Source organism: Pacificispira spongiicola, from assembly GCF_012926505.1.
Classification (GTDB): Bacteria; Pseudomonadota; Alphaproteobacteria; order UBA8366; family Aestuariispiraceae; genus Pacificispira; species Pacificispira spongiicola.
Genome location: NZ_JABBNT010000002.1, coordinates 366,137 through 383,646 on the forward strand (window position 1 = coordinate 366,137; position 17,510 = coordinate 383,646).

Annotated in this window: 18 protein-coding genes and 1 riboswitch; of the genes, 8 read left to right on the forward strand and 10 right to left on the reverse strand. The window is 60.1% G+C overall.

All coding sequences use genetic code 11. The features are described 5' to 3' along the window. The first annotated feature begins 61 nt into the window (after positions 1–61). Both HH303_RS06920 and HH303_RS06925 read left to right on the forward strand, forming a co-directional pair. Positions 62–754 (forward strand): glutathione S-transferase family protein, encoded by a 693-nt coding sequence (locus HH303_RS06920; RefSeq protein WP_169624501.1) that lies wholly within the window; start codon positions 62–64, stop codon positions 752–754. 4 nt (positions 755–758) lie between these two features. Next, entirely contained in the window at positions 759–1,733 is a 975-nt protein-coding gene (locus tag HH303_RS06925) for a DMT family transporter (protein ID WP_169624502.1), read from the forward strand. On the opposite strand, the gene HH303_RS06930 is transcribed toward HH303_RS06925, so the two are convergent. The 4 genes from HH303_RS06930 to HH303_RS06945 all read right to left on the reverse strand — a co-directional run bounded on the left by HH303_RS06930 (position 1,730) and on the right by HH303_RS06945 (position 4,834). Further along, entirely contained in the window at positions 1,730–2,197 is a 468-nt protein-coding gene (locus tag HH303_RS06930) for a GNAT family N-acetyltransferase (protein ID WP_169624503.1), read from the reverse strand. The genes HH303_RS06925 and HH303_RS06930 overlap by 4 nt on opposite strands. 10 nt (positions 2,198–2,207) lie before the next feature. Further along, complete coding sequence (locus HH303_RS06935) at positions 2,208–3,431, reverse strand: NADP-dependent isocitrate dehydrogenase (RefSeq protein ID WP_169624504.1); 1,224 nt, start codon at positions 3,429–3,431, stop codon at positions 2,208–2,210. Between the two features lie 167 nt (positions 3,432–3,598). Continuing rightward, complete coding sequence (locus HH303_RS06940) at positions 3,599–4,129, reverse strand: hypothetical protein (protein ID WP_169624505.1); 531 nt, start codon at positions 4,127–4,129, stop codon at positions 3,599–3,601. A gap of 111 nt (positions 4,130–4,240) precedes the next feature. After that, complete coding sequence (locus HH303_RS06945; protein ID WP_169624506.1) at positions 4,241–4,834, reverse strand: LOG family protein; 594 nt, start codon at positions 4,832–4,834, stop codon at positions 4,241–4,243. Positions 4,835–5,064: 230 nt separating this feature from the next. Here HH303_RS06945 and HH303_RS06950 point away from each other — a divergent pair, with 230 nt between their 5' ends. The 3 genes from HH303_RS06950 to HH303_RS06960 all read left to right on the forward strand — a co-directional run bounded on the left by HH303_RS06950 (position 5,065) and on the right by HH303_RS06960 (position 7,883). Next, the gene (locus tag HH303_RS06950) at positions 5,065–6,171 is read left to right on the forward strand and encodes a LysM peptidoglycan-binding domain-containing protein (RefSeq protein WP_169624507.1); all 1,107 of its coding nucleotides are present in this window, start codon (positions 5,065–5,067) and stop codon (positions 6,169–6,171) included. Positions 6,172–6,271: 100 nt separating this feature from the next. After that, positions 6,272–6,976 (forward strand): phosphatidylserine decarboxylase, encoded by a 705-nt coding sequence (locus HH303_RS06955; protein WP_169624508.1) that lies wholly within the window; start codon positions 6,272–6,274, stop codon positions 6,974–6,976. Positions 6,977–6,992: 16 nt separating this feature from the next. Further along, the gene (locus HH303_RS06960) at positions 6,993–7,883 is read left to right on the forward strand and encodes a CDP-alcohol phosphatidyltransferase family protein (protein ID WP_169624509.1); all 891 of its coding nucleotides are present in this window, start codon (positions 6,993–6,995) and stop codon (positions 7,881–7,883) included. Between the two features lie 35 nt (positions 7,884–7,918). Here the strand turns inward: HH303_RS06960 and HH303_RS06965 are convergent, their stop codons facing one another. Next, entirely contained in the window at positions 7,919–8,206 is a 288-nt protein-coding gene (locus tag HH303_RS06965; RefSeq protein ID WP_169624510.1) for a hypothetical protein, read from the reverse strand. A 58-nt stretch (positions 8,207–8,264) separates the two neighbouring features. Continuing rightward, the gene (locus tag HH303_RS06970; RefSeq protein ID WP_169624511.1) at positions 8,265–9,440 is read right to left on the reverse strand and encodes a vWA domain-containing protein; all 1,176 of its coding nucleotides are present in this window, start codon (positions 9,438–9,440) and stop codon (positions 8,265–8,267) included. 246 nt (positions 9,441–9,686) lie between these two features. Between HH303_RS06970 and HH303_RS06975 the strand changes: the two genes are divergently transcribed. Next, positions 9,687–10,793 carry a DUF2336 domain-containing protein gene (locus tag HH303_RS06975; RefSeq protein ID WP_169624512.1) on the forward strand — a complete coding sequence of 369 codons (1,107 nt, stop codon included), beginning with the start codon at positions 9,687–9,689 and terminating at the stop codon, positions 10,791–10,793. A gap of 31 nt (positions 10,794–10,824) precedes the next feature. Here the strand turns inward: HH303_RS06975 and HH303_RS06980 are convergent, their stop codons facing one another. From HH303_RS06980 to gcvA, 3 genes are all read right to left on the reverse strand, one after another. Beyond that, positions 10,825–11,196, reverse strand: a complete 372-nt coding sequence (locus HH303_RS06980; protein ID WP_169624513.1) for a bactofilin family protein — start codon at positions 11,194–11,196, stop codon at positions 10,825–10,827. After that, the gene (locus HH303_RS06985; protein ID WP_169624514.1) at positions 11,180–13,219 is read right to left on the reverse strand and encodes a M23 family metallopeptidase; all 2,040 of its coding nucleotides are present in this window, start codon (positions 13,217–13,219) and stop codon (positions 11,180–11,182) included. The genes HH303_RS06980 and HH303_RS06985 overlap by 17 nt, the downstream gene beginning before the upstream one ends. A gap of 204 nt (positions 13,220–13,423) precedes the next feature. Next, on the reverse strand, positions 13,424–14,371 hold the full coding sequence (gene gcvA / locus HH303_RS06990; protein ID WP_169624515.1) for a transcriptional regulator GcvA: 948 nt from the start codon (positions 14,369–14,371) through the stop codon (positions 13,424–13,426). Positions 14,372–14,539: 168 nt separating this feature from the next. Here gcvA and HH303_RS06995 point away from each other — a divergent pair, with 168 nt between their 5' ends. Further along, complete coding sequence (locus HH303_RS06995) at positions 14,540–16,150, forward strand: trimethylamine methyltransferase family protein (protein WP_169624516.1); 1,611 nt, start codon at positions 14,540–14,542, stop codon at positions 16,148–16,150. A 34-nt stretch (positions 16,151–16,184) separates the two neighbouring features. After that, positions 16,185–16,389: riboswitch (yybP-ykoY riboswitch) on the forward strand. Between the two features lie 27 nt (positions 16,390–16,416). Next, the gene (locus HH303_RS07000; protein ID WP_169624517.1) at positions 16,417–16,977 is read left to right on the forward strand and encodes a TMEM165/GDT1 family protein; all 561 of its coding nucleotides are present in this window, start codon (positions 16,417–16,419) and stop codon (positions 16,975–16,977) included. A 9-nt stretch (positions 16,978–16,986) separates the two neighbouring features. On the opposite strand, the gene HH303_RS07005 is transcribed toward HH303_RS07000, so the two are convergent. Next, the gene (locus tag HH303_RS07005; RefSeq protein WP_169624518.1) at positions 16,987–17,508 is read right to left on the reverse strand and encodes a hypothetical protein; all 522 of its coding nucleotides are present in this window, start codon (positions 17,506–17,508) and stop codon (positions 16,987–16,989) included. Between the last annotated feature and the right edge of the window lie 2 nt (positions 17,509–17,510).

Below are 17,510 nucleotides of genomic sequence, written 5' to 3' on the forward strand. Positions count from 1 at the left end.
CGGTCGCCTTTTCCGGCGCGCTCCGCTAAACCCGAAAGACAAAATAAATACGGGGCGGGATATGAAGCTTACCCTTTTCTACGGTACCGATCTGGCGTCCTTCGCGCCGCATATCTGCCTGCGCAAGGCTGAGGCGGTCTTCGACGCGGTTAAACTGGACAAGCATAGCGGCGTTCTGTCCGAAAGCTGGTATCTGAAGCTGAATCCGAATGCCCGCATTCCGACTTTGGTGGTCGGCGACCCGGAAGACGGCAACTCAGGCGGTGGCAACTCAGGAGACGGCGGTTTCATCGTGCGCGAGTCGGCGGCGATCTGCCTGTTCGTTGCGGAACATTTCCCCGATGCAGGCCTGCTTCCCGCTGCCGGAACGGCGGACCGTGCCCGTGCGATGGACAGCCTGATCTATCTGACCAACACGGTGCAGGCGGATTTGATGGTCTGGTTCTATGGCCACCGTTATTGTGACGACGACGCGCAACTGGACGTCATCAAGGGCCACGCCGCGCGCCGTCTCGGCGGCATGTTCGCCACATTGGACGAACAACTGGCGGCGCAGGGCCCATGGCTGGGTGGCGCGGCGCCCGGATGCGCGGATTACTTCCTCTACATGGTCGCAGGATGGGCGATGCAGGCGGGAATCCCGGAACCGCCGTCCAGCCGCAAGCACGTGCTGGATCACGCGCGGCGTTGCGAGGCCCTGCCGGAAGTCCGCGACACCATGGCGGCCGAAGGCTTCACCTCGCATTTCGGATAGGGTTATGAAACCGCAGACCAGCGCCAGTTCCGGCACGGTGGGCATCATGTGCGTCACCGCCGCCGCAGCGACCTTCACCACCGCCGATATGGTGATGAAGTCGTTGAGCGGCCAGTACGCGCTGCATGAGGTCGTTCTGTTCCGGTCCCTTATCGCGATCACCATTGTTCTGGCGGTATTCGTGCCGCTGGGCGGCGGTTACCGTGCCCTGAACAGCAAGCGGATGCCGCTGCATTTTCTGCGCGGCTTCTGCGTCGTTTTCGCCAATATGTCCTATTTTTTCGGTCTCGCGTCCCTGGCCTTGGCGGACGCGACGGCGATCTTCTTCGTCGCGCCGCTGTTCATCACCGCCTTGTCCGTGCCGATCCTGGGGGAAAAAGTCGGGGCCCGCCGTTGGGTCGCGGTATCGGTGGGCCTGATCGGCGTCGTGATCATGGTGCGACCGGGGTCTGACTCGATCAAGCTTGCAGCCTTTGCGCCGATTCTGGCGGCTTTCGCCTATGCGTCCATGCAGATTCTGTCGCGCAAATTGGGGGTGACGGAAAGCGCCTCCACCCTCGCCTTCTATATCCAGCTGACTTTCATCATCGTCAGCGGCGCCGTCGGTCTCGTCGCCGGACACGGGCGGTTTGCCGAAGGCATAGACGACCCCAGCATGCAGTTCCTGCTGCGTGCCTGGATCTGGCCCGCCCCGTCGGATTTCATCATCATTCTGACCGCCGGGTTCCTGAGCGCCGTCGGTGGATTCCTGATGTCGCAAGGATATCGGCTGGCGGAAGCGGCGACTGCCGCCCCGTTCGAATATGTCGCGATGCCGATCGCGGTGCTACTGGGCTATTTCGTCTGGGGTGAATTGCCGGACCTGACCGCCTGGATCGGGATCCTGCTGATCGTCGGCAGCGGCCTTTACGCTTTCTGGCGTGAAAATGTGCGCGGCCAGCCCGTCGTGTCGAAGCAGCCGATCCAGAAAGGCCGTTAGAGCCGTTTACGCATACCGAAATGCGTATGCGCGAAGCCGTGGCTTTCATAGAAGCGCTTGGCGCGTCCATCCCGGATTCTGTCGGAGGTCAGGACGATCAACCGGCATTCGTTCGTCGCTGCCCAATCTTCCGTCCAGCGCAGAATTTCCGCGCCGATACCCGCACCGCGAAAGTCCTTATGGACAAATACGGCCTCCAACAGCAGACGTTTGGCCGCCTTGGGGCCGAAGCTGGGAATGATTGTCGGGTGAAAGGTCGCGACGATCGCGCCGTCCCGCTCCACCACGATCAACCGATCGGACGGCGAGGCGTCGATTTCCTCAAGCGCCGCGCGATGGCACGGGTCGTTCGCATCGAATGGAACAGGTTCCGGCGACTTGCCGTCGTCGGCCATTATATCGAGAAGCGCGGCCAGATCTTCTGGCCGCGCATCCCGAAAAATCAGACTATCCGGTGTCGCCACCGTCGGCCTCTCACCACTTGTCCATGGCGTTTTTCAGGTTCTCGTCGATCTTGTCGAGGAACTGGGTCGTGGTCAGCCATTTCTGGCTTTCCCCGATCAGCAGCGCCAGATCCTTGGTCATGAAGCCGCTTTCGACGGTTTCCACGCAGACCTTTTCAAGCGTATCGGCAAATTTCACCACATCCGGCGTCTCGTCGAACTCACCGCGGTATTTCAGGCCACGGGTCCAGGCGAAGATCGACGCGATCGGGTTCGTGGAGGTTTCCTTGCCCTGCTGGTGCTGACGGAAGTGACGGGTCACCGTGCCGTGCGCGGCTTCGGCTTCCACCGTCTGCCCGTCCGGCGTCATCAGGACGGAGGTCATCAGACCCAGCGACCCGAAGCCCTGGGCGACGGAGTCGGACTGAACGTCGCCGTCGTAGTTCTTGGCGGCCCAGACGAATTCGCCGGCGGCCTTCATCGCGAAGGCGACCATGTCGTCGATCAGGCGGTGTTCGTACCAGATGCCGGCTTCTTCGAAGGTCGCCTTGAACTCTTCCTCATAGACTTCCTGGAAGAGATCCTTGAAACGGCCGTCATAGGCTTTCAGGATCGTATTCTTGGTCGACAGGTAGACCGGCTGTTTGCGCATCAGGCCATAGTTCATGCAGGCCCGGGCGAAGCCGCGGATCGATTCGTCCAGGTTATACATGGCCATCGCGACGCCGGAGCCGTCGAACTTGAACACCTGGTGGCGGATCGTTTCGCCATCCGGATCTTCCGGCGTGAAGGTGATGGACAACAGACCCGGCCCCGGGACCAGGAAATCGGTGGCGCGGTATTGGTCGCCGAAGGCATGACGGGCGACGACGATCGGCTTGGACCAGCTGGTGACCAGACGCGGCACGTTCTGGCAGACGATCGGCTCACGGAAAACCGTACCGTCCAGAATGTTGCGGATCGTACCGTTCGGGGAGCGCCACATGCTCTTCAGGCCGAATTCCTCGACCCGCGCTTCGTCCGGAGTGATGGTCGCGCATTTCACGCCGACACGGTATTTCTTGATGGCGTTGGCGGCGTCGACGGTGATCTGGTCGTCGGTCTCGTCGCGCTTTTCGATGCCGAGATCATAGTATTTCAGGTCGATATCGAGATAGGGCAGGATCAATTTGGTCTTAATGAAGTCCCAGATGATCCGGGTCATTTCGTCGCCGTCGAGTTCGACGACAGGGTTGGCGACCTTAATCTTCGACATGGGTGTGAGGCTCCCGTGACTAGAGGGTGCGGGCGTTGGACACGCGAAACGGCGACGCGTCCCATCGGCCCGTCGGCTGAACTGGCGCGGACCATACAGTAGGCGTCGCAAAGCCGCAATCGCTTGGACACGGCGGATGCCCTAGGATTAATCGGACAAAGTGCGGGTTAATCGAACAAACTGTCGATTTCCGATTGGTCCATAACGGTCGTACCGTGTTCGGCAGGCGCGGCAGCGTCCAGGCTGGCCTTATACTGTTCCTCATTCATGGCGCCGTTGATCAGGGCGCTCATCATATCGATACGCCCGCGCAGCGACATGGAGAGATTCCGCGCTTCAACCGACAGCACGTGAGTGTCGCCCGCATCGGCCAGCGCCCTCAGGCGCGGCAGGCCTTCGGCGATTTCGGCGTCCATGCGGTCCACGCAGTCGTCGAGCGGCACGCGGTATTCATCCGGCGCGCTTTCATAGGCGAAACAGGCCAGATCCTTGTGTTGGAACGAACTGTTCTGGAAATGCTCGTGATAGGTTAGCGGCGTCCAGGCCTCCGCTTCCTCCAGCATATCCGGCATATCGGCGACCATTTCGAGCATCATGACAAGCTCGTTGAAGTGGTTCAGATAGTCGGTGGAAAGCAGAGTGATATTGTTGATCGTCGTATCTTTGACGAGCTTCCGATATGTCTCCGTTAACTTCACGCGACCGAACCTTCTAGCAATACGCCCCCCTCCGAGCGGACCATAACACGATTTGCCGGAAGCGAACCTGTTTGTCGCAGGATAATGGAAAAGGCAGCCGTTAGACGCCGATCATGTCCGGTCCAGGCGGTGCCGGTCGATGTCAGACTTAGCGGCACCCTCCAAAAGGGTAGGAATGACCTCTTCCACATTATCCACGACGCGGAAGAATTTCAGGTACCGTTCCTGCACGAACCCCTCGCGCACCTGATGTTCGACAAGGTGAACGAAATGATCCCAATATCCTTCGATATTGAGGAGCACGATCGGCTTGTCGTGAAGCTGCAACTGCTTCCAGGTCAGGATTTCGAATGTTTCGTCCAGCGTCCCCAACCCGCCCGGCAGAACGACGAATCCATCGGACAGTTCCGCCATTCGGGCCTTTCGATCGTGCATGTTGTCGGTGCGGATCAGCTCCGTCAGGTTCGCTTTCCCGACTTCGGCCTGATCCAGGAAATGCGGGATGATGCCGGTGACCCGGCCGCCCTTGTCCAGGACCGCCTGAGCGACCTCTCCCATCAGGCCGACCGCACCGCCACCGTACACCAGTCTGATCTCCGCTTCCGCCAGCATATTGCCCAATCGCCGGGCGGCTGTTGTAAAGGCGGGCCGTGCACCATGCCGCGAGCCGCAATAAACACATACTGAACCGACACGCGCGTGCACTTCTGGTACCTCCTGTAACGACAAACACTGTTCCAACAGTATCGTCCTGAAGAACCGGATTAAAAGCCGAAAGTCGACCGTCGCGACGTTACCGTTATCCACCCTTCTCTCTTCGCCTATTGAGTGAGGTCGCCGTGACAAGTAAAGTCGCTGGAAATACGAATGGATCGTATGGTTCGTCCGACCTATTTGGGAACTGGGTCGATTGAGGCGGCGGAACGGGGGACAGGTTGAATCGAACGGTTTTGATCGGCGTTATCGGCGGCATTCTGCTGCTCCTGGCGCTGCTGCTGAATTGGTGGAGCATGCCGTCCACCGATCCGGTGAGCGACGGCGCGCCCGCAACTGCGGAAACGACCGATTCCGGCAATGCCGACACCGCCGGGACGTCCACGACGCCGGCGCCGGAAATCGTCACGACCGATCCCAGTGTCGGACAAACCGAGGACCAGGATCCGCTTGCCGACCCCATCAAACCGACCTTCGACGTGGTTCGCGTCGATCCGAACGGCGATACGGTCATCGCCGGGCGCGCCCACCCGCTGGCTACGGTCACCGTTCGAGACAATGATACCGATCTGGGCCAGTCCACCGCCGACGACCGTGGGGAATGGGTCTATCTGCCCACCAGTCCGCTGGAACCCGGGCCCCATGAATTGAAGCTGTCTTCCGTTCTGCCGGACGACCGCACCGTGGAAGGCGACGGTACCGTCGTTCTGGTCGTGCCGAAACCCGGCCACGACGTCAGCGGACAACCGCTCGAAGAAGGAACGCAACAGCAGCCCTTGGTCGTCCTGATCCCGGAAAAGGGCAAGCCGGGGGCGGAACTGATTCAGAAACCAGGCGGTGCGTCCGGCATGACCGGCACGGCGGAACCGGGTGGCGTCAGCACCGAAGATGGCAGCCTGACCGTTGAAACCATCGACTATGATCAGGACGGCAATATCTCCATTTCCGGTCGCGGCCCCGAGGGCAGCACCATCATCGCCTATCTGAACAACGCCCCTATCGGGGACGGTTCCGTTGGCGAGGACGGTTATTGGCGCGTCGATCCGGAGCAGGAAGTTTCACCGGGCGTCTATCGCCTGCGGTTCGACGCCGTGCGGGACGCGTCGGTCATTGCGCGCCTGGAAATACCGTTCAGCCGCGCCGCGCCCCTTGCGGATCTGGACCCGGATTCCTTTATTGTCGTGCAGCCCGGCAACAGCCTGTGGCGTATTGCCCGGCGGACATTGGGTACCGGCTTCAGCTATACTGAGATTTACGAGGCGAATAGCGACCAAATCCGCGATCCGGATCTGATTTATCCCGGTCAGGTCTTCGAGATACCGAAATAGGCCGCAATGAACCGCCGCAGCGCCGAAGACCGGCGTCCCGGACCAAGCGCATGACTTGCGCCACCGGGAACGGGATCGTTAAACCGAGAGGAATTTACGGATGAAAAGCGCCCTGGATACGGTCATCGTTCCGATACACCGGGAAGGCTATCCCTTTATCGTTTTGTTTGCCGTTTGCGGATTCGGCATCGGCTTCCTGTGGGAGCCGCTGTGGGTGCTGGGTCTGATCCTGACCGCGTGGTGCGTCTATTTCTTCCGCGATCCGGATCGCGTCACCCCGACCCGACAGGGGTTGGTCATCAGTCCTGCCGACGGCGTCGTGCAAAGCGTCGGCAAGGCGGAACCGCCGCCAGAACTGGAAATGCCGGCGAAGCCCGTTTGGCGCATCTGCGTCTTCATGAACGTCTTCAACGTCCATGTGAACCGCGCACCGGTCGACGGCACGATCACAAAAATGGAATACCGCCCGGGCAAATTCCTCAACGCCTCCCTGGACAAGGCCAGCACGGATAACGAGCGCCAGTGCTTCCGCATCGAAACACCGACGGGCAAGGAATTCGCGGTGGTGCAGATTGCAGGACTGGTTGCCCGACGCATCCTGGCTGATGTAGAACCCGGCGACGAGGTCCAGGCTGGACAGCGGATCGGCATGATCCGGTTCGGCAGCCGCGTCGATGTATATCTGCCACCGAATGTCGTTCCCATGGTCTGCGAAGGGCAATTGGCGATTGCCGGTGAAACCGTCCTCGCCGATATGGGCGGGGTTAAGGGTAAGGAAGGCGTCCGCGAAGGCGCAACACGCTGAAAGCAGGCGAAATTACATGCTGAAACCGACTGCCAGAAAACGGCGCGCGCCGCGACTGAAAGGGATGACCGTCGCCCGGTTGATCCCGAACATGATCACCGTGGCGGCGACTTGCGCGGGATTGAGTGGTATTCGCTTCGCTCTCGATGGCCGTTGGGAAGTCGCGCTGGGCGCCATTCTGGTCGCCGCCGTTTTGGACGCCTTGGACGGCCGCATGGCGCGCCTGCTGCACGCGACCAGCGACTTCGGTGCGCAATTGGATTCGCTCAGCGATTTCGTCGCCTTCGGTGTTTCCCCCGCCCTGATCATGTGGCTTTGGGGGTTGGGCGACCTTGGCGGTCCGGGCTGGGGCATCGCCCTGTTCTTCGCTATGTGCTGCGGTTTGCGGCTGGCGCGGTTCAACAGCCGCCTGGATAAGCTGCCGCCCTATGCCTACAACTATTTTCAGGGCATTCCCGCCCCGGCGGGGGCCGCCGTGGCCATGATGCCCATGGCGCTCGGCTTCGTTCTGGGCGACACGGTCAGCATTCCGCCGCTCGCCTCCGGGATTTGGGTGGTGGCGATCGCGCTTCTGATGGTCAGCGAATTGCCGACCTATTCATTCAAGAAGTTCAAGCTGGCGCCGCGATGGGTCCTTCCCTTCATGGTGACGGTCGGATTGGCCTTGGCCGGTTTGTTCAGCGCACCCTGGGAAACGCTCAGTCTCGTCGGCGTCGTCTACCTGACCACACTGCCGATGTCGGTGCGTTCATTTTCGCGGTTGAAAGCGGAAGCAGAACGGCTGCAAACGGACGAACCGTCTGTTGATGAGATGTCCGCGGATGAGGCGAAATCAGATGGCGGCACCGGCAAGGATGGCGATGCGGATAATACGTCCGCGTCGATCCATCCGCTCCGCAATTCCTGACATCGGAACTCGCGCGATTAACCCGGATTCGCGGTTTACCGTGGCAAACACTGGTAAGTGACACGGTTCTTTTTGCTAATCGGGCAATTGTTGAACAGTGTGTCGTCATCCAAAACGGACACCCGCCGCGTTTCTTCCGGACACGCTTCCATCGCCATGGATGCCAGTTCTTCGCGGGTTGTCGTTTTCGACGAATAGCAGAAGGCAACAACCTCATAATCCGACGTTGCGGGCATGTCGCTGTCGGTTAGCGACGGCTTTTCCGCACAGGCCGCGAGTAGGCCAGCAACGGCGAGCGCCAAAATAGAGCGTGTCTTCATCATGCGGCGTTTATTACATGCTTCATGAGTACTGACCAGCGGCCAAATATCCTGATTTCCATCACGCCAAGGCCCGCATTGCATCATCCAACCCCTGCACCGTCATCGGGAACATGCGGTCTTCCAACTGATCCCGGACGAGCTTGATCGACTGATAATAGCCCCAGCGTTCTTGCGGTTGCGGATTCAGCCAGATGACATTGTCGAAATGGTCCAGAATCCGCTGCATCCAGACCTGCCCGGATTCGTCGTTCCAGTGTTCCACACTGCCGCCGGGATAGACGATTTCATAGGGCGACATGGTCGCGTCGCCAACGAAAACGACCTTGTAGTCTTTCGAATAGGTACGCAGAAAATCCCAAGTCGAAACCCGGCTTTGGTACCGGTTGCGCATATCCGAAAACAGGTTTTCGTAAAGGTAGTTGTGGAAGTAGAGCGAGACGAGATGCTTGAATTCCGTCTCCATCGCGTCGAACAGTTTCTTACTGTCCAGGATGTGATCGTCCATGCTGCCGCCGACATCGTATAGCGCGATGATCTTAACCGCGTTATGCTTTTCCCGCTGCCATTGAATATCGACATAGCCGCCGTTATCCGCCGTCTTGCGGATCGTATTGCCGAGGTCGAGTTCAAAACGGGACCCGGTTCGCGCAAAGCGCCGCAACCGTCGCAGGGCGACCTTCATATTCCGGTTCGATAGCGGTTCGTCGGTATCGAGATTCTTGAATTCGCGTTTGTCCCAAACCTTCACGGCCCGGCGGTGGCGGCTTTCTTCCTGACCAATCCGCACCCCTTCCGGGTTATAGCCGTAAGCGCCGAACGGACTGGTACCCGCCGTCCCGATCCATTTGCTGCCGCCTTGATGTCGCTTTTCCTGTTCGGCAAGCCGTTGCTTCAAGGTTTCCATCAACTTCTCGAAGCCGCCCAAGGCCTCGACCATTGCCTTTTCTTCGTCCGACAGATGCTTTTCCGCCAATTTCATCAGCCATTCTGTCGGAAGATCGACGGCGGCGACGCCCGCTTCCCCCAATACACCTTTAAATACTTCGGAAAAGACGCGGTCGAACCGGTCCAGGTACCGTTCATCCTTCACGAGAGCCGTCCGAGCGAAGTAATAAAACTGTTCCGTATCCCGGCCGCAAACGTCCTTCGAAAGGCCTTCAACGACGCTTAGATATTCGCGAAGGGATACCGGAACACCCGCCGCCTTCAATTTGAAGAATAAGGTCGGAAACATGCTGCACTCCATCTACCGAGGTCATTTTATCTCCACGGGACCGGAATACTCAAAAATATTCGTGGGTTATTCCGAAATATTCCGCATTTGGCATTCTTGTTAGGGGAATCGCAGTATCGTATATTGTTTGGGAATGCTTGTTCCCGGCAGGGTGGAAGAAATCCGAATGCCGGGTGAAGCGGGAGGGGCTGACGCAGCGGAACCGGGCCGAGCGCACGGGCCGTCGCCCATATATAGGAATGCGGGATGCGTAACATTCCGATGGATCAACTGGTCGACGTCGCGCGCAGTACGCGGCGTGAGGATCGTTCCGCCCTGGCGGAGGCGATTGGCGATCTGTGCCTCAAAATGGGGCGAACCCTCTCCAAGTCCGAAAAATCGCTGGCTTATGACATCATCACCGCACTGATCCGCGATGTCGAAGCGCAGGTTCGCGCGGCCCTGTCCGAACAATTGGCGGAACAGAGCGACGCGCCGAAGGATTTGATCCTGAAAATGGCGAATGACGTGATCGAGGTCGCCCGCCCCGTCCTTGTCCGCAGCGTCGTCTTGCAGGACAGCGATCTGGTGAACCTGATCCTGTCGAAAGCGGAATCACATCAGATGGCGATCGCGCAGCGCGAGGAACTGTCGGCGCAGGTTACGGACAAGCTTGTCGCGACGGAAAACTCCTCCGTCATTCAGGCGGCCCTGCTGAACGACGGCGCCAAATTTTCCGAACGGACGATGGAGCATTTGGTGAATCTGTCCCGCGAGGACCAGACGATCCAGGAACCGCTGGTTAAACGCGACGAACTGACGGTCGATCAGGCGCGGCGCATGTACGAATTCGTCGGCTTTTCCATGCGCAAGGCACTGTCCGAACGTGTGGAAAAAAATGGCGAGTCGATCAAAATCGACATGGACAAGGTCGTCGACCAAGCCGTCGCGGACGCACTGGGTCAGAACGACTTCCTGTCGCCGCTCGATCAACCGGACGCCTATTCCGGGTTGGGCGGGTTCGGTTTCAAGCCCCATCCGCGCCTTTTGGTCGGCGCCTTGGAACAGAACGATCTGTTCAAATTCGAGGAACTGTTCCAGGAACTGACGGACCTGACCGAACAGGGCGCCACCCGCGTCCTTTACGATTCCGGACCGGAAGCCATCGCCATCGCCTGTAAGGCAACCGGGTTCGACCGCAAGAATTTCGCGGACCTTCTGGCCTATCTACAGGGTGGTGGTGAGCCGGAGAAGTACCGCCAAACCTCCGCCTATCTGAAGATCGTGGATTATTTCGAACGGATCGACCGGGCCGGGGCGGAACGTGTTCTGGCGGCGTGGCGCCGGGCGCCGGACGATAGCTGGAACCGCTGATCCGGGGGGAACCGGCCGGACTTACATCCGCCTATTCCGAATCGCCGCTGCGCTTACACAGTCCCTGAAGGAATGCCCCGGCGTCGATAGACAGCGACTTGTGATAGATATCGCCCATCACCCGCGCGCTGGCCGCCAGGTAAACCGACTCACCATGAATTTCGCCGTTCACGGTTCCGGCGACACGGATAATGTCTCCTGAAATCGTACCGTTAACCGTGGCGGACGGCCCGATCGTCACGCTGCGGGTGCGCAGATCGCCGTCGACGACGCCATCCACTTGCGCGTCCCCCTGGGTTTCCAGATCACCCTGAATATGCATATCGGCGGCAATGATCGACGGTGGCGTGGGTTTCTGTGCCGCCGTCGCGCGCGCCGTCGGCGCCTTAGATTTTGTGAACATGGCGTCCCGCTTCGATAAAGGCTTCAGGATCCTTGTGGGCTCCGCCGATCTTGATTTCGTAATGGACATGCGGACCGGTACTGCGGCCCGTGCTGCCGAGGGTACCCACCACCGCGCGATGCTCAACCGTATCACCGACCTTCACCTTGATGCGCTTCAGATGCGCATAGACTGTACGGATGCCGCAGCCGTGATCGATTTCCACCATGAACCCATATCCCGCATTGCGTCCGGCAAAAGTCACCTTGCCGGGCGCTGTTGCGTGCACACGGATACCGGCCCAACCGCCGATATCGATCCCGCTATGCATCGCCAGCTGTCCGGTGATCGGGTCCTTGCGCTGCCCGAAGGGCGAGGTCAGTTGGTAATTATCCACCGGGGAAATCAGCGGTACGCAGCGCATAACCTCATTCAGCGCCGACATGCGCATCAGACGGCTTTGCAGGATCGCGATACTGTCCGCCAATTCGCTGGCGTCCTGAGACACAGACAACCCGCCGACATCCGTATCCAGCGACGCGACCTCTATGCCTTTAGGAGATCCGGCGGCCGGCGCGATATCGCCCAAAGACGCCTCGTCGACGACTTCCAGCGGGCCGCCCATGCCGACCTCGAAGCCGGATTCGCTCAATAGCTGATCCACATCGACGCCCGCCATCCGCAGCAACGCTTCGTTCCGCGAAATACCCAGATCCGCCTGTTCGGTCAGGCGTTCGATCAAAACATGCTGGTCTTCCTGAATCCCCGCCACCGTTTCCAGCAACTCGCGGGTCAGGTTTACCTTTTCTTCCGGGTCCGCAACCTTGTCCAGGCGCGTCGGGGAATCGCCCGCGACCTGCGCCAGACCGACGACGACCTCGCCAATCGCGGTTTCCATATCGGCGGCGTTGTTGCGGGCGGACCGCAGTTCCCCAGCCAGTTCGCCGATCTGCGTTTCCAGCGCCTGCAGGGCCCCGGCATCGTCGTCGGTACCGATATTGGCGTCGTCCGTCAGTTCCGCCAACTGCGATACGACACCGGCCAACCGTTCGCGGGTCTTATCCGTCGCCGCCTGATGCAGGGACAGTTCCGCCTCCACCGTTTGCAGGTCGGAGGTCAGGGCCTCGCGCTCCCCCGCCATGGCGACACGTTCGGATTCCAGCGATTGCAGGCTTTCCGTCAACTGCGCGACGTTTTCCGCCAAACGCTCGCTGCGCGTTTCCGCTTGGTTGAGGCCGAATTCCAACGTTGCGACCTGATGCGACAGGCGATCGCGCGTATCGTCCAAATCGGAGACCCGAGAGCGTTCCTCGGAAAGAGCGGCGACCGTGAATTCCAATTCCGATTCCAGGGAATCGATTTTCTGGGTCGCGCTGGACAATTCATCTTCGAAAGTGTTCGCCTTGCCGCTCCAGTGGTCGCGCTCCGCGGTCAGGGAGGAAACAAGCCGCTCCTGACGGTCCAGCAGGGCATCGCGCTTGCCGACATCGGCGCTCAACGACGCGACCTGGGCATAGGCCGCTTTCAGATCGGTTTCCAGGGCGGCGATTTTTTCGTGCAGGGCATCGCGGCTTTGAATGATGCGGCGGCGGTCGGCTTCGGTGACATCCAGGTCGCGGCTGATCCGGTCGAACGCGCCCTCGATCCCCTTGGTGATGCTTTCAAGCTCGGCGGCTTCCAGACCGGGCGCGATTGCCGGATTGCCCTCGCCAGAAGCGACGAGTTGACGCGCCAGATCGCCCAATTTCTGTTGATAGCCGGAAAACTCGGTACGCAACCGCTCATAGGCGATGCGGGCTTCCACGATTTCGGCTTGCTTACCTTCCAGGCGGGTTTCCTGCCAATAGGCGAATCCGTTCGCCCCGGCCAGCCACAGCGTAACGGCGGCAATGGCACCGGCCATAACCATTTGCGGCATCGGGCGAAGCTTCAGATAGCGTATCGCACCTTCGGACCGCAGGATGATTTCCCGCTCCCGGAAGGCGTGTTTGAATTTCGCTTTAAACCCGCTGCGCGCCCGCGACTCAGTGCCGAACCCCGTCATCCCTACCTTGTGCTTCCCTGCCCGAAACCTCTCTTTAAGTCGGCAGCCGTTCTTGGCCAGCCAACTCGCCCCCGTTCAGATTTTTAGATCGAACTCTCTCCGGCCCCTTCTGGGTCCATCCTTAATACCGGATCGGCACGCGTCATGCGAGTCTGGAATCGCAATGGTCGCGGCATGGCAGGAGGACACGCGACGATTCAACCCTCAGTCGAAATTTTTGCCCGGCGGCATATCCTTCAACGTGTCCAGAAGCCAGGTGCGGAATTTCACGATTCTCGGCTCGTTCCGCCGCTCGCGCGGACAGACGAAATACCATGGCGCCCGGTTCGGCACCTTCACGTCGAAGGGCGCGATCAGTCGTCCCTTTTCCATATCATCCGCCACCAGCACCTGGGTGGCCAGGGAAACACCGCCGCCGGACGCCGCCTCCTCCAAAGCCAGAAGATAACTGTCGAACCGCGCACCGCTGGACGAATCGGGCGACAGGTCGGTGACCCCCGCCGCCGCCAGCCAATCCGGCCAATCATGCTTCGCCGGATAAACATGCAATAGACGATGATGGTGCAGGTCTTCCGGCTTTTTCAACGCGGGGCCGGATTCCAACAATTTCGGTGCGCAGACAGGGAACAGATGAGCCTTACCCAGCGGCGTATAGTCCAGATCGGTGGTTTTGTGTTCGACCAACAAGATCGCCGCGTCTACCTCCCCCCGTACGAAATCCCAATCGGTGTAGGAGGTCGCCAGCGCGATCTGAACTTCCGGATAGGCGGCGGAAAATTCGTGCAGGCGCGGCAACAGCCATTTCACGGCGAGCGTCACATAAATCTGGATCGTCAAAGGCCCGGCATTCTGGCGGCGGCGCAGCATATCCGTTCCGGCGACGATGCCGTCGAAGGCCTCCCGCAGGATCGGGAACAGGATACGGCCTTCCTCCGTCAGACGCACGGCGCGGCTACCGCGCGAAAAAAGCGGCACGCCCAGATGCTCTTCCAGCGCTTTTACCTGATGGCTGATGGCGGAATGGGTTACATTCAATTCGTCCGCCGCCGCGCGAAAGCTGCCATAGCGAGCCGCCGCCTCGAAGGCACGCAGCGCGCTCAATGACGGCAGGCGCCTGCGCCGTGCGATGCTTTCATTAGTTTCACTCACCATTGCCCTAATATTCCCTATATTTTTCGCGGTGCAGCATTATTTAACATGAATTAATCTGACCGTTATTTGAAATAATCGCGTTTGTCGAGACAGCCGTTTACGCGCAAGACTTCCCAAAACTATTCGACCGCACCGGACCGGTAGTGGCCATGGGAGAAGGAATGCCGCATGACGCTGATTACCCCGGATGAAATTCAAGGCGCCGCGCCCTCTTCCGCATCGCCTACACCGGCCTTGGCCGATACCGGCGGTAGTCGTCGTCGCGGCGGTCGTCTCGCCCGCCAGGCCTTGCGCGCGGCACCGTTGACAGACGACATCCGCCCGGTACGGCCCGGCATGGAAGGCGGGCACTATCAGGTTCTCAACGAGACCGACATTCTGCGCATTCACACTGCCGCCCTGGAAATCCTGGAAACCGTCGGTCTGGCGGATGCGATCCCGACCTGTATCGAGGCCGTGACGGCCCGCGGCGGGTTCCTGAACGAATATGGGCGTCTGTGCATCCCGCGCGCGCTGGTCGAGGACACCCTGGCCATCGCGGCGCGGAAATTCGTGCTGCATGGGCAGGACCCGCGCCACGACATGGAACCCTGGGGCAAGAAGGTTTATTTCGGCACCGCGGGCGCGGCCGTTCATATTGTCGATCCCGTCACCAGGAAATACCGCGAATCCACGACGCGCGACCTCTACGACATCGCACGATTGGTCGACGCGATGGATCATATCCATTTTTTCCAGCGGTCCGTCGTGTGCCGGGATCTGCCGGACCCGTTCGAAATGGATTTCAACACATGCTACGCCTCCGTCCGGGGCACATCGAAACATGTCGGCAGCAGTTGGGTCCATCCGGACCATTTCGACGCGTCGCTGGAAATGCTGCACATGATTGCGGGCGGCGAGGATAAATGGCGCGCGCGTCCCTTCGTCAGCATGTCCAACTGCTTCGTCGTCCCGCCGATGAAATTCGCGGAAGATGCCTGCCGCTGCCTGGAATCGGCGGTCAAGGGCGGCATGCCGATCCTGTTGCTGGCCGCCGGACAGGCCGGGGCGACCAGTCCCGCCTCCTTGGCCGGCGCCGTTGTCCAGGAAGTGGCGGAAGTTCTCGCCGGTCTGGTTTATGTCAATGCGTTGAAACCGGGCCATCCCTGCATCTTCGGGACATGGCCTTTCGTATCGGACCTGCGAACGGGGGCGATGTCGGGCGGCAGCGGCGAACAGGCCTTGCTGATGGCGGCCTGCGCGCAAATGGCCAATTTCTACGACCTGACGGGCGGTGTCTGCGCGGGAATGGCGGATTCGAAAATCCCAGACGCCCAGGCCGGATACGAAAAGGGCTACAACTATGCGCTCGTCGGCAATTCGGGGGCCAATCTGGTGTACGAATCCGCCGGTATGCATGCCAGCCTGCTGGGATTCTGCCTGGAAAGCGTCCTGATGGACAATGACGCGATCGGGGCCAGTCTGCGCACAGTACGCGGGATCGAAACCGACGACGATTCCCTGTCCGTCGAAACCATCCGGCAGGTCTGCATCGAGGGGCCGGGGCATTATCTTGGGCACAGCCAGACCATTGGGCGGATGCAGAAGGATTACGTCTATCCGCTGGTCGGTGACCGGACGAGCCCCAAGGAATGGGTGGAAGGCGGATCGACGACCATCATCGACCGCGCCGTCAAGAAAACCGCGGAACTGCTGCGCACTCACCATCCGTCCCACATTTCCGACGCCGTCGATGCGGAAATCCGGGCGAAATTCCCGGTTGGCCTGAATTTGCAGTGAAATGTTGCGCCGACACCGGCGAGACGATATGACCACCCCCGTCACTTGGGGAGTAGCCGACCGTTCCCATCCCAGTGCGGATCATGGAACGGGCCTTCGCGTCAACATACTCGGTCCTCAGACCGTGGTGCGAAGGGAGCGATCGGACAGATCGTTCGGGCGAGACCGATGACATCGGCTTTCCGCACCGGCTGGGCGGGGGAGACGATGTCGTTGGATCGTTCGAAACACGATCGTTCAACGCCCGGCCCTGGAGTTTCGGTCTCATGGAAGCGTTTCTGACCTCAACCGCCGCCGTCGCCCTGGCGGAAATCGGCGATAAGACCCAATTGCTCGCCATCGTCCTTGCCGCGCGGTTCTGTAGGCCCTGGCCTATCGTCGCGGGCATTCTGGCCGCCACCCTCGCCAACCATTTCCTTGCCGCCCTGCTCGGCAGCCAAGTCGCCGATTTCCTGGATGGTTACTGGTTCCGGTTGGCGGTCGCCGCCTCCTTCCTGGCCATGGCCGCCTGGACCCTGATCCCGGACAAGGACGACGGCCTGAACGAAAACTACAGCCGGTTCGGCGCCTTCATGACGACGCTGGTCGCCTTCTTCCTGGTGGAGATGGGGGACAAGACCCAAATCGCCACCATCGCCCTGGGCGCTCGGTTCCAGGACACGATCTTCGTCACCCTGGGCACGACCCTGGGCATGATGATCGCAAATGTCCCGGCGGTCTTCCTGGGTAAGGAACTTGTCCGCCGTATCCCAATGACGGCCATGCGCCTGATAGCGGCCTGTGTCTTCGCCGCGCTCGGTATCTGGCTTCTGTTGGAGACGCTGTAGTCCGACGCCTTAACGGCACACCTGAAAATCGACCAGTCCGTCGCCGGCCCCGAAACGCTGCATCGTGTATTTCTCGATGTCGATCAGGTAGCCGTCGCCGCCGAGATTGGCCGTACAACAGCCGTCGCAATCGGCGTCCGAACACGCATCAAGGACACGGACATCAATCGTCCGTGCTCCTTGGCGCAGGCGCAGAACTTTCATGCCAAGCAACGGCCAGTCCTTCATGTGAACCGCAACGATATTGTGCCAGGCGACCCAGCTTTCGGATCGTTTTCCTTCCAGACCATAAAACTGACCTGCCCAAGCGCAGCCGTTATAATCGACGCATTCCGCGCTGCCGGGCACCGGATAGGATTCGTAATGGGTCAGCCGCGCGGTATGCCATTGCGGGTCGCACTGTCGTTCTCCGGCCTGCGCCGTCCCGGAAACCGTCCAGCAGAAGACCATCACGATCACCGGAAGCAGGCAGCGAAACGTCCAGAAACTTCCCCCTGCGTTCAACGGCACATCCCCCTGGATCGAGATCAAGC

What these genes read in the sequence shown, in the direction of transcription:
- HH303_RS06985 (WP_169624514.1), bottom strand. Translation starts at nt 13,219, where the DNA reads ATGACGGGGTTCGGCACTGAGTCGCGGGCGCGCAGCGGGTTTAAAGCG.
- HH303_RS06965 (WP_169624510.1), bottom strand. Translation starts at nt 8,206, where the DNA reads ATGATGAAGACACGCTCTATTTTGGCGCTCGCCGTTGCTGGCCTACTC.
- HH303_RS06920 (WP_169624501.1), top strand. Translation starts at nt 62, where the DNA reads ATGAAGCTTACCCTTTTCTACGGTACCGATCTGGCGTCCTTCGCGCCG.
- HH303_RS06960 (WP_169624509.1), top strand. Translation starts at nt 6,993, where the DNA reads ATGCTGAAACCGACTGCCAGAAAACGGCGCGCGCCGCGACTGAAAGGG.
- HH303_RS06975 (WP_169624512.1), top strand. Translation starts at nt 9,687, where the DNA reads ATGCGTAACATTCCGATGGATCAACTGGTCGACGTCGCGCGCAGTACG.
- HH303_RS07000 (WP_169624517.1), top strand. Translation starts at nt 16,417, where the DNA reads ATGGAAGCGTTTCTGACCTCAACCGCCGCCGTCGCCCTGGCGGAAATC.
- HH303_RS06955 (WP_169624508.1), top strand. Translation starts at nt 6,272, where the DNA reads ATGAAAAGCGCCCTGGATACGGTCATCGTTCCGATACACCGGGAAGGC.
- HH303_RS06925 (WP_169624502.1), top strand. Translation starts at nt 759, where the DNA reads ATGAAACCGCAGACCAGCGCCAGTTCCGGCACGGTGGGCATCATGTGC.
- HH303_RS06995 (WP_169624516.1), top strand. Translation starts at nt 14,540, where the DNA reads ATGACGCTGATTACCCCGGATGAAATTCAAGGCGCCGCGCCCTCTTCC.
- HH303_RS06935 (WP_169624504.1), bottom strand. Translation starts at nt 3,431, where the DNA reads ATGTCGAAGATTAAGGTCGCCAACCCTGTCGTCGAACTCGACGGCGAC.
- HH303_RS06970 (WP_169624511.1), bottom strand. Translation starts at nt 9,440, where the DNA reads ATGTTTCCGACCTTATTCTTCAAATTGAAGGCGGCGGGTGTTCCGGTA.
- HH303_RS06980 (WP_169624513.1), bottom strand. Translation starts at nt 11,196, where the DNA reads ATGTTCACAAAATCTAAGGCGCCGACGGCGCGCGCGACGGCGGCACAG.
- gcvA (WP_169624515.1), bottom strand. Translation starts at nt 14,371, where the DNA reads ATGGTGAGTGAAACTAATGAAAGCATCGCACGGCGCAGGCGCCTGCCG.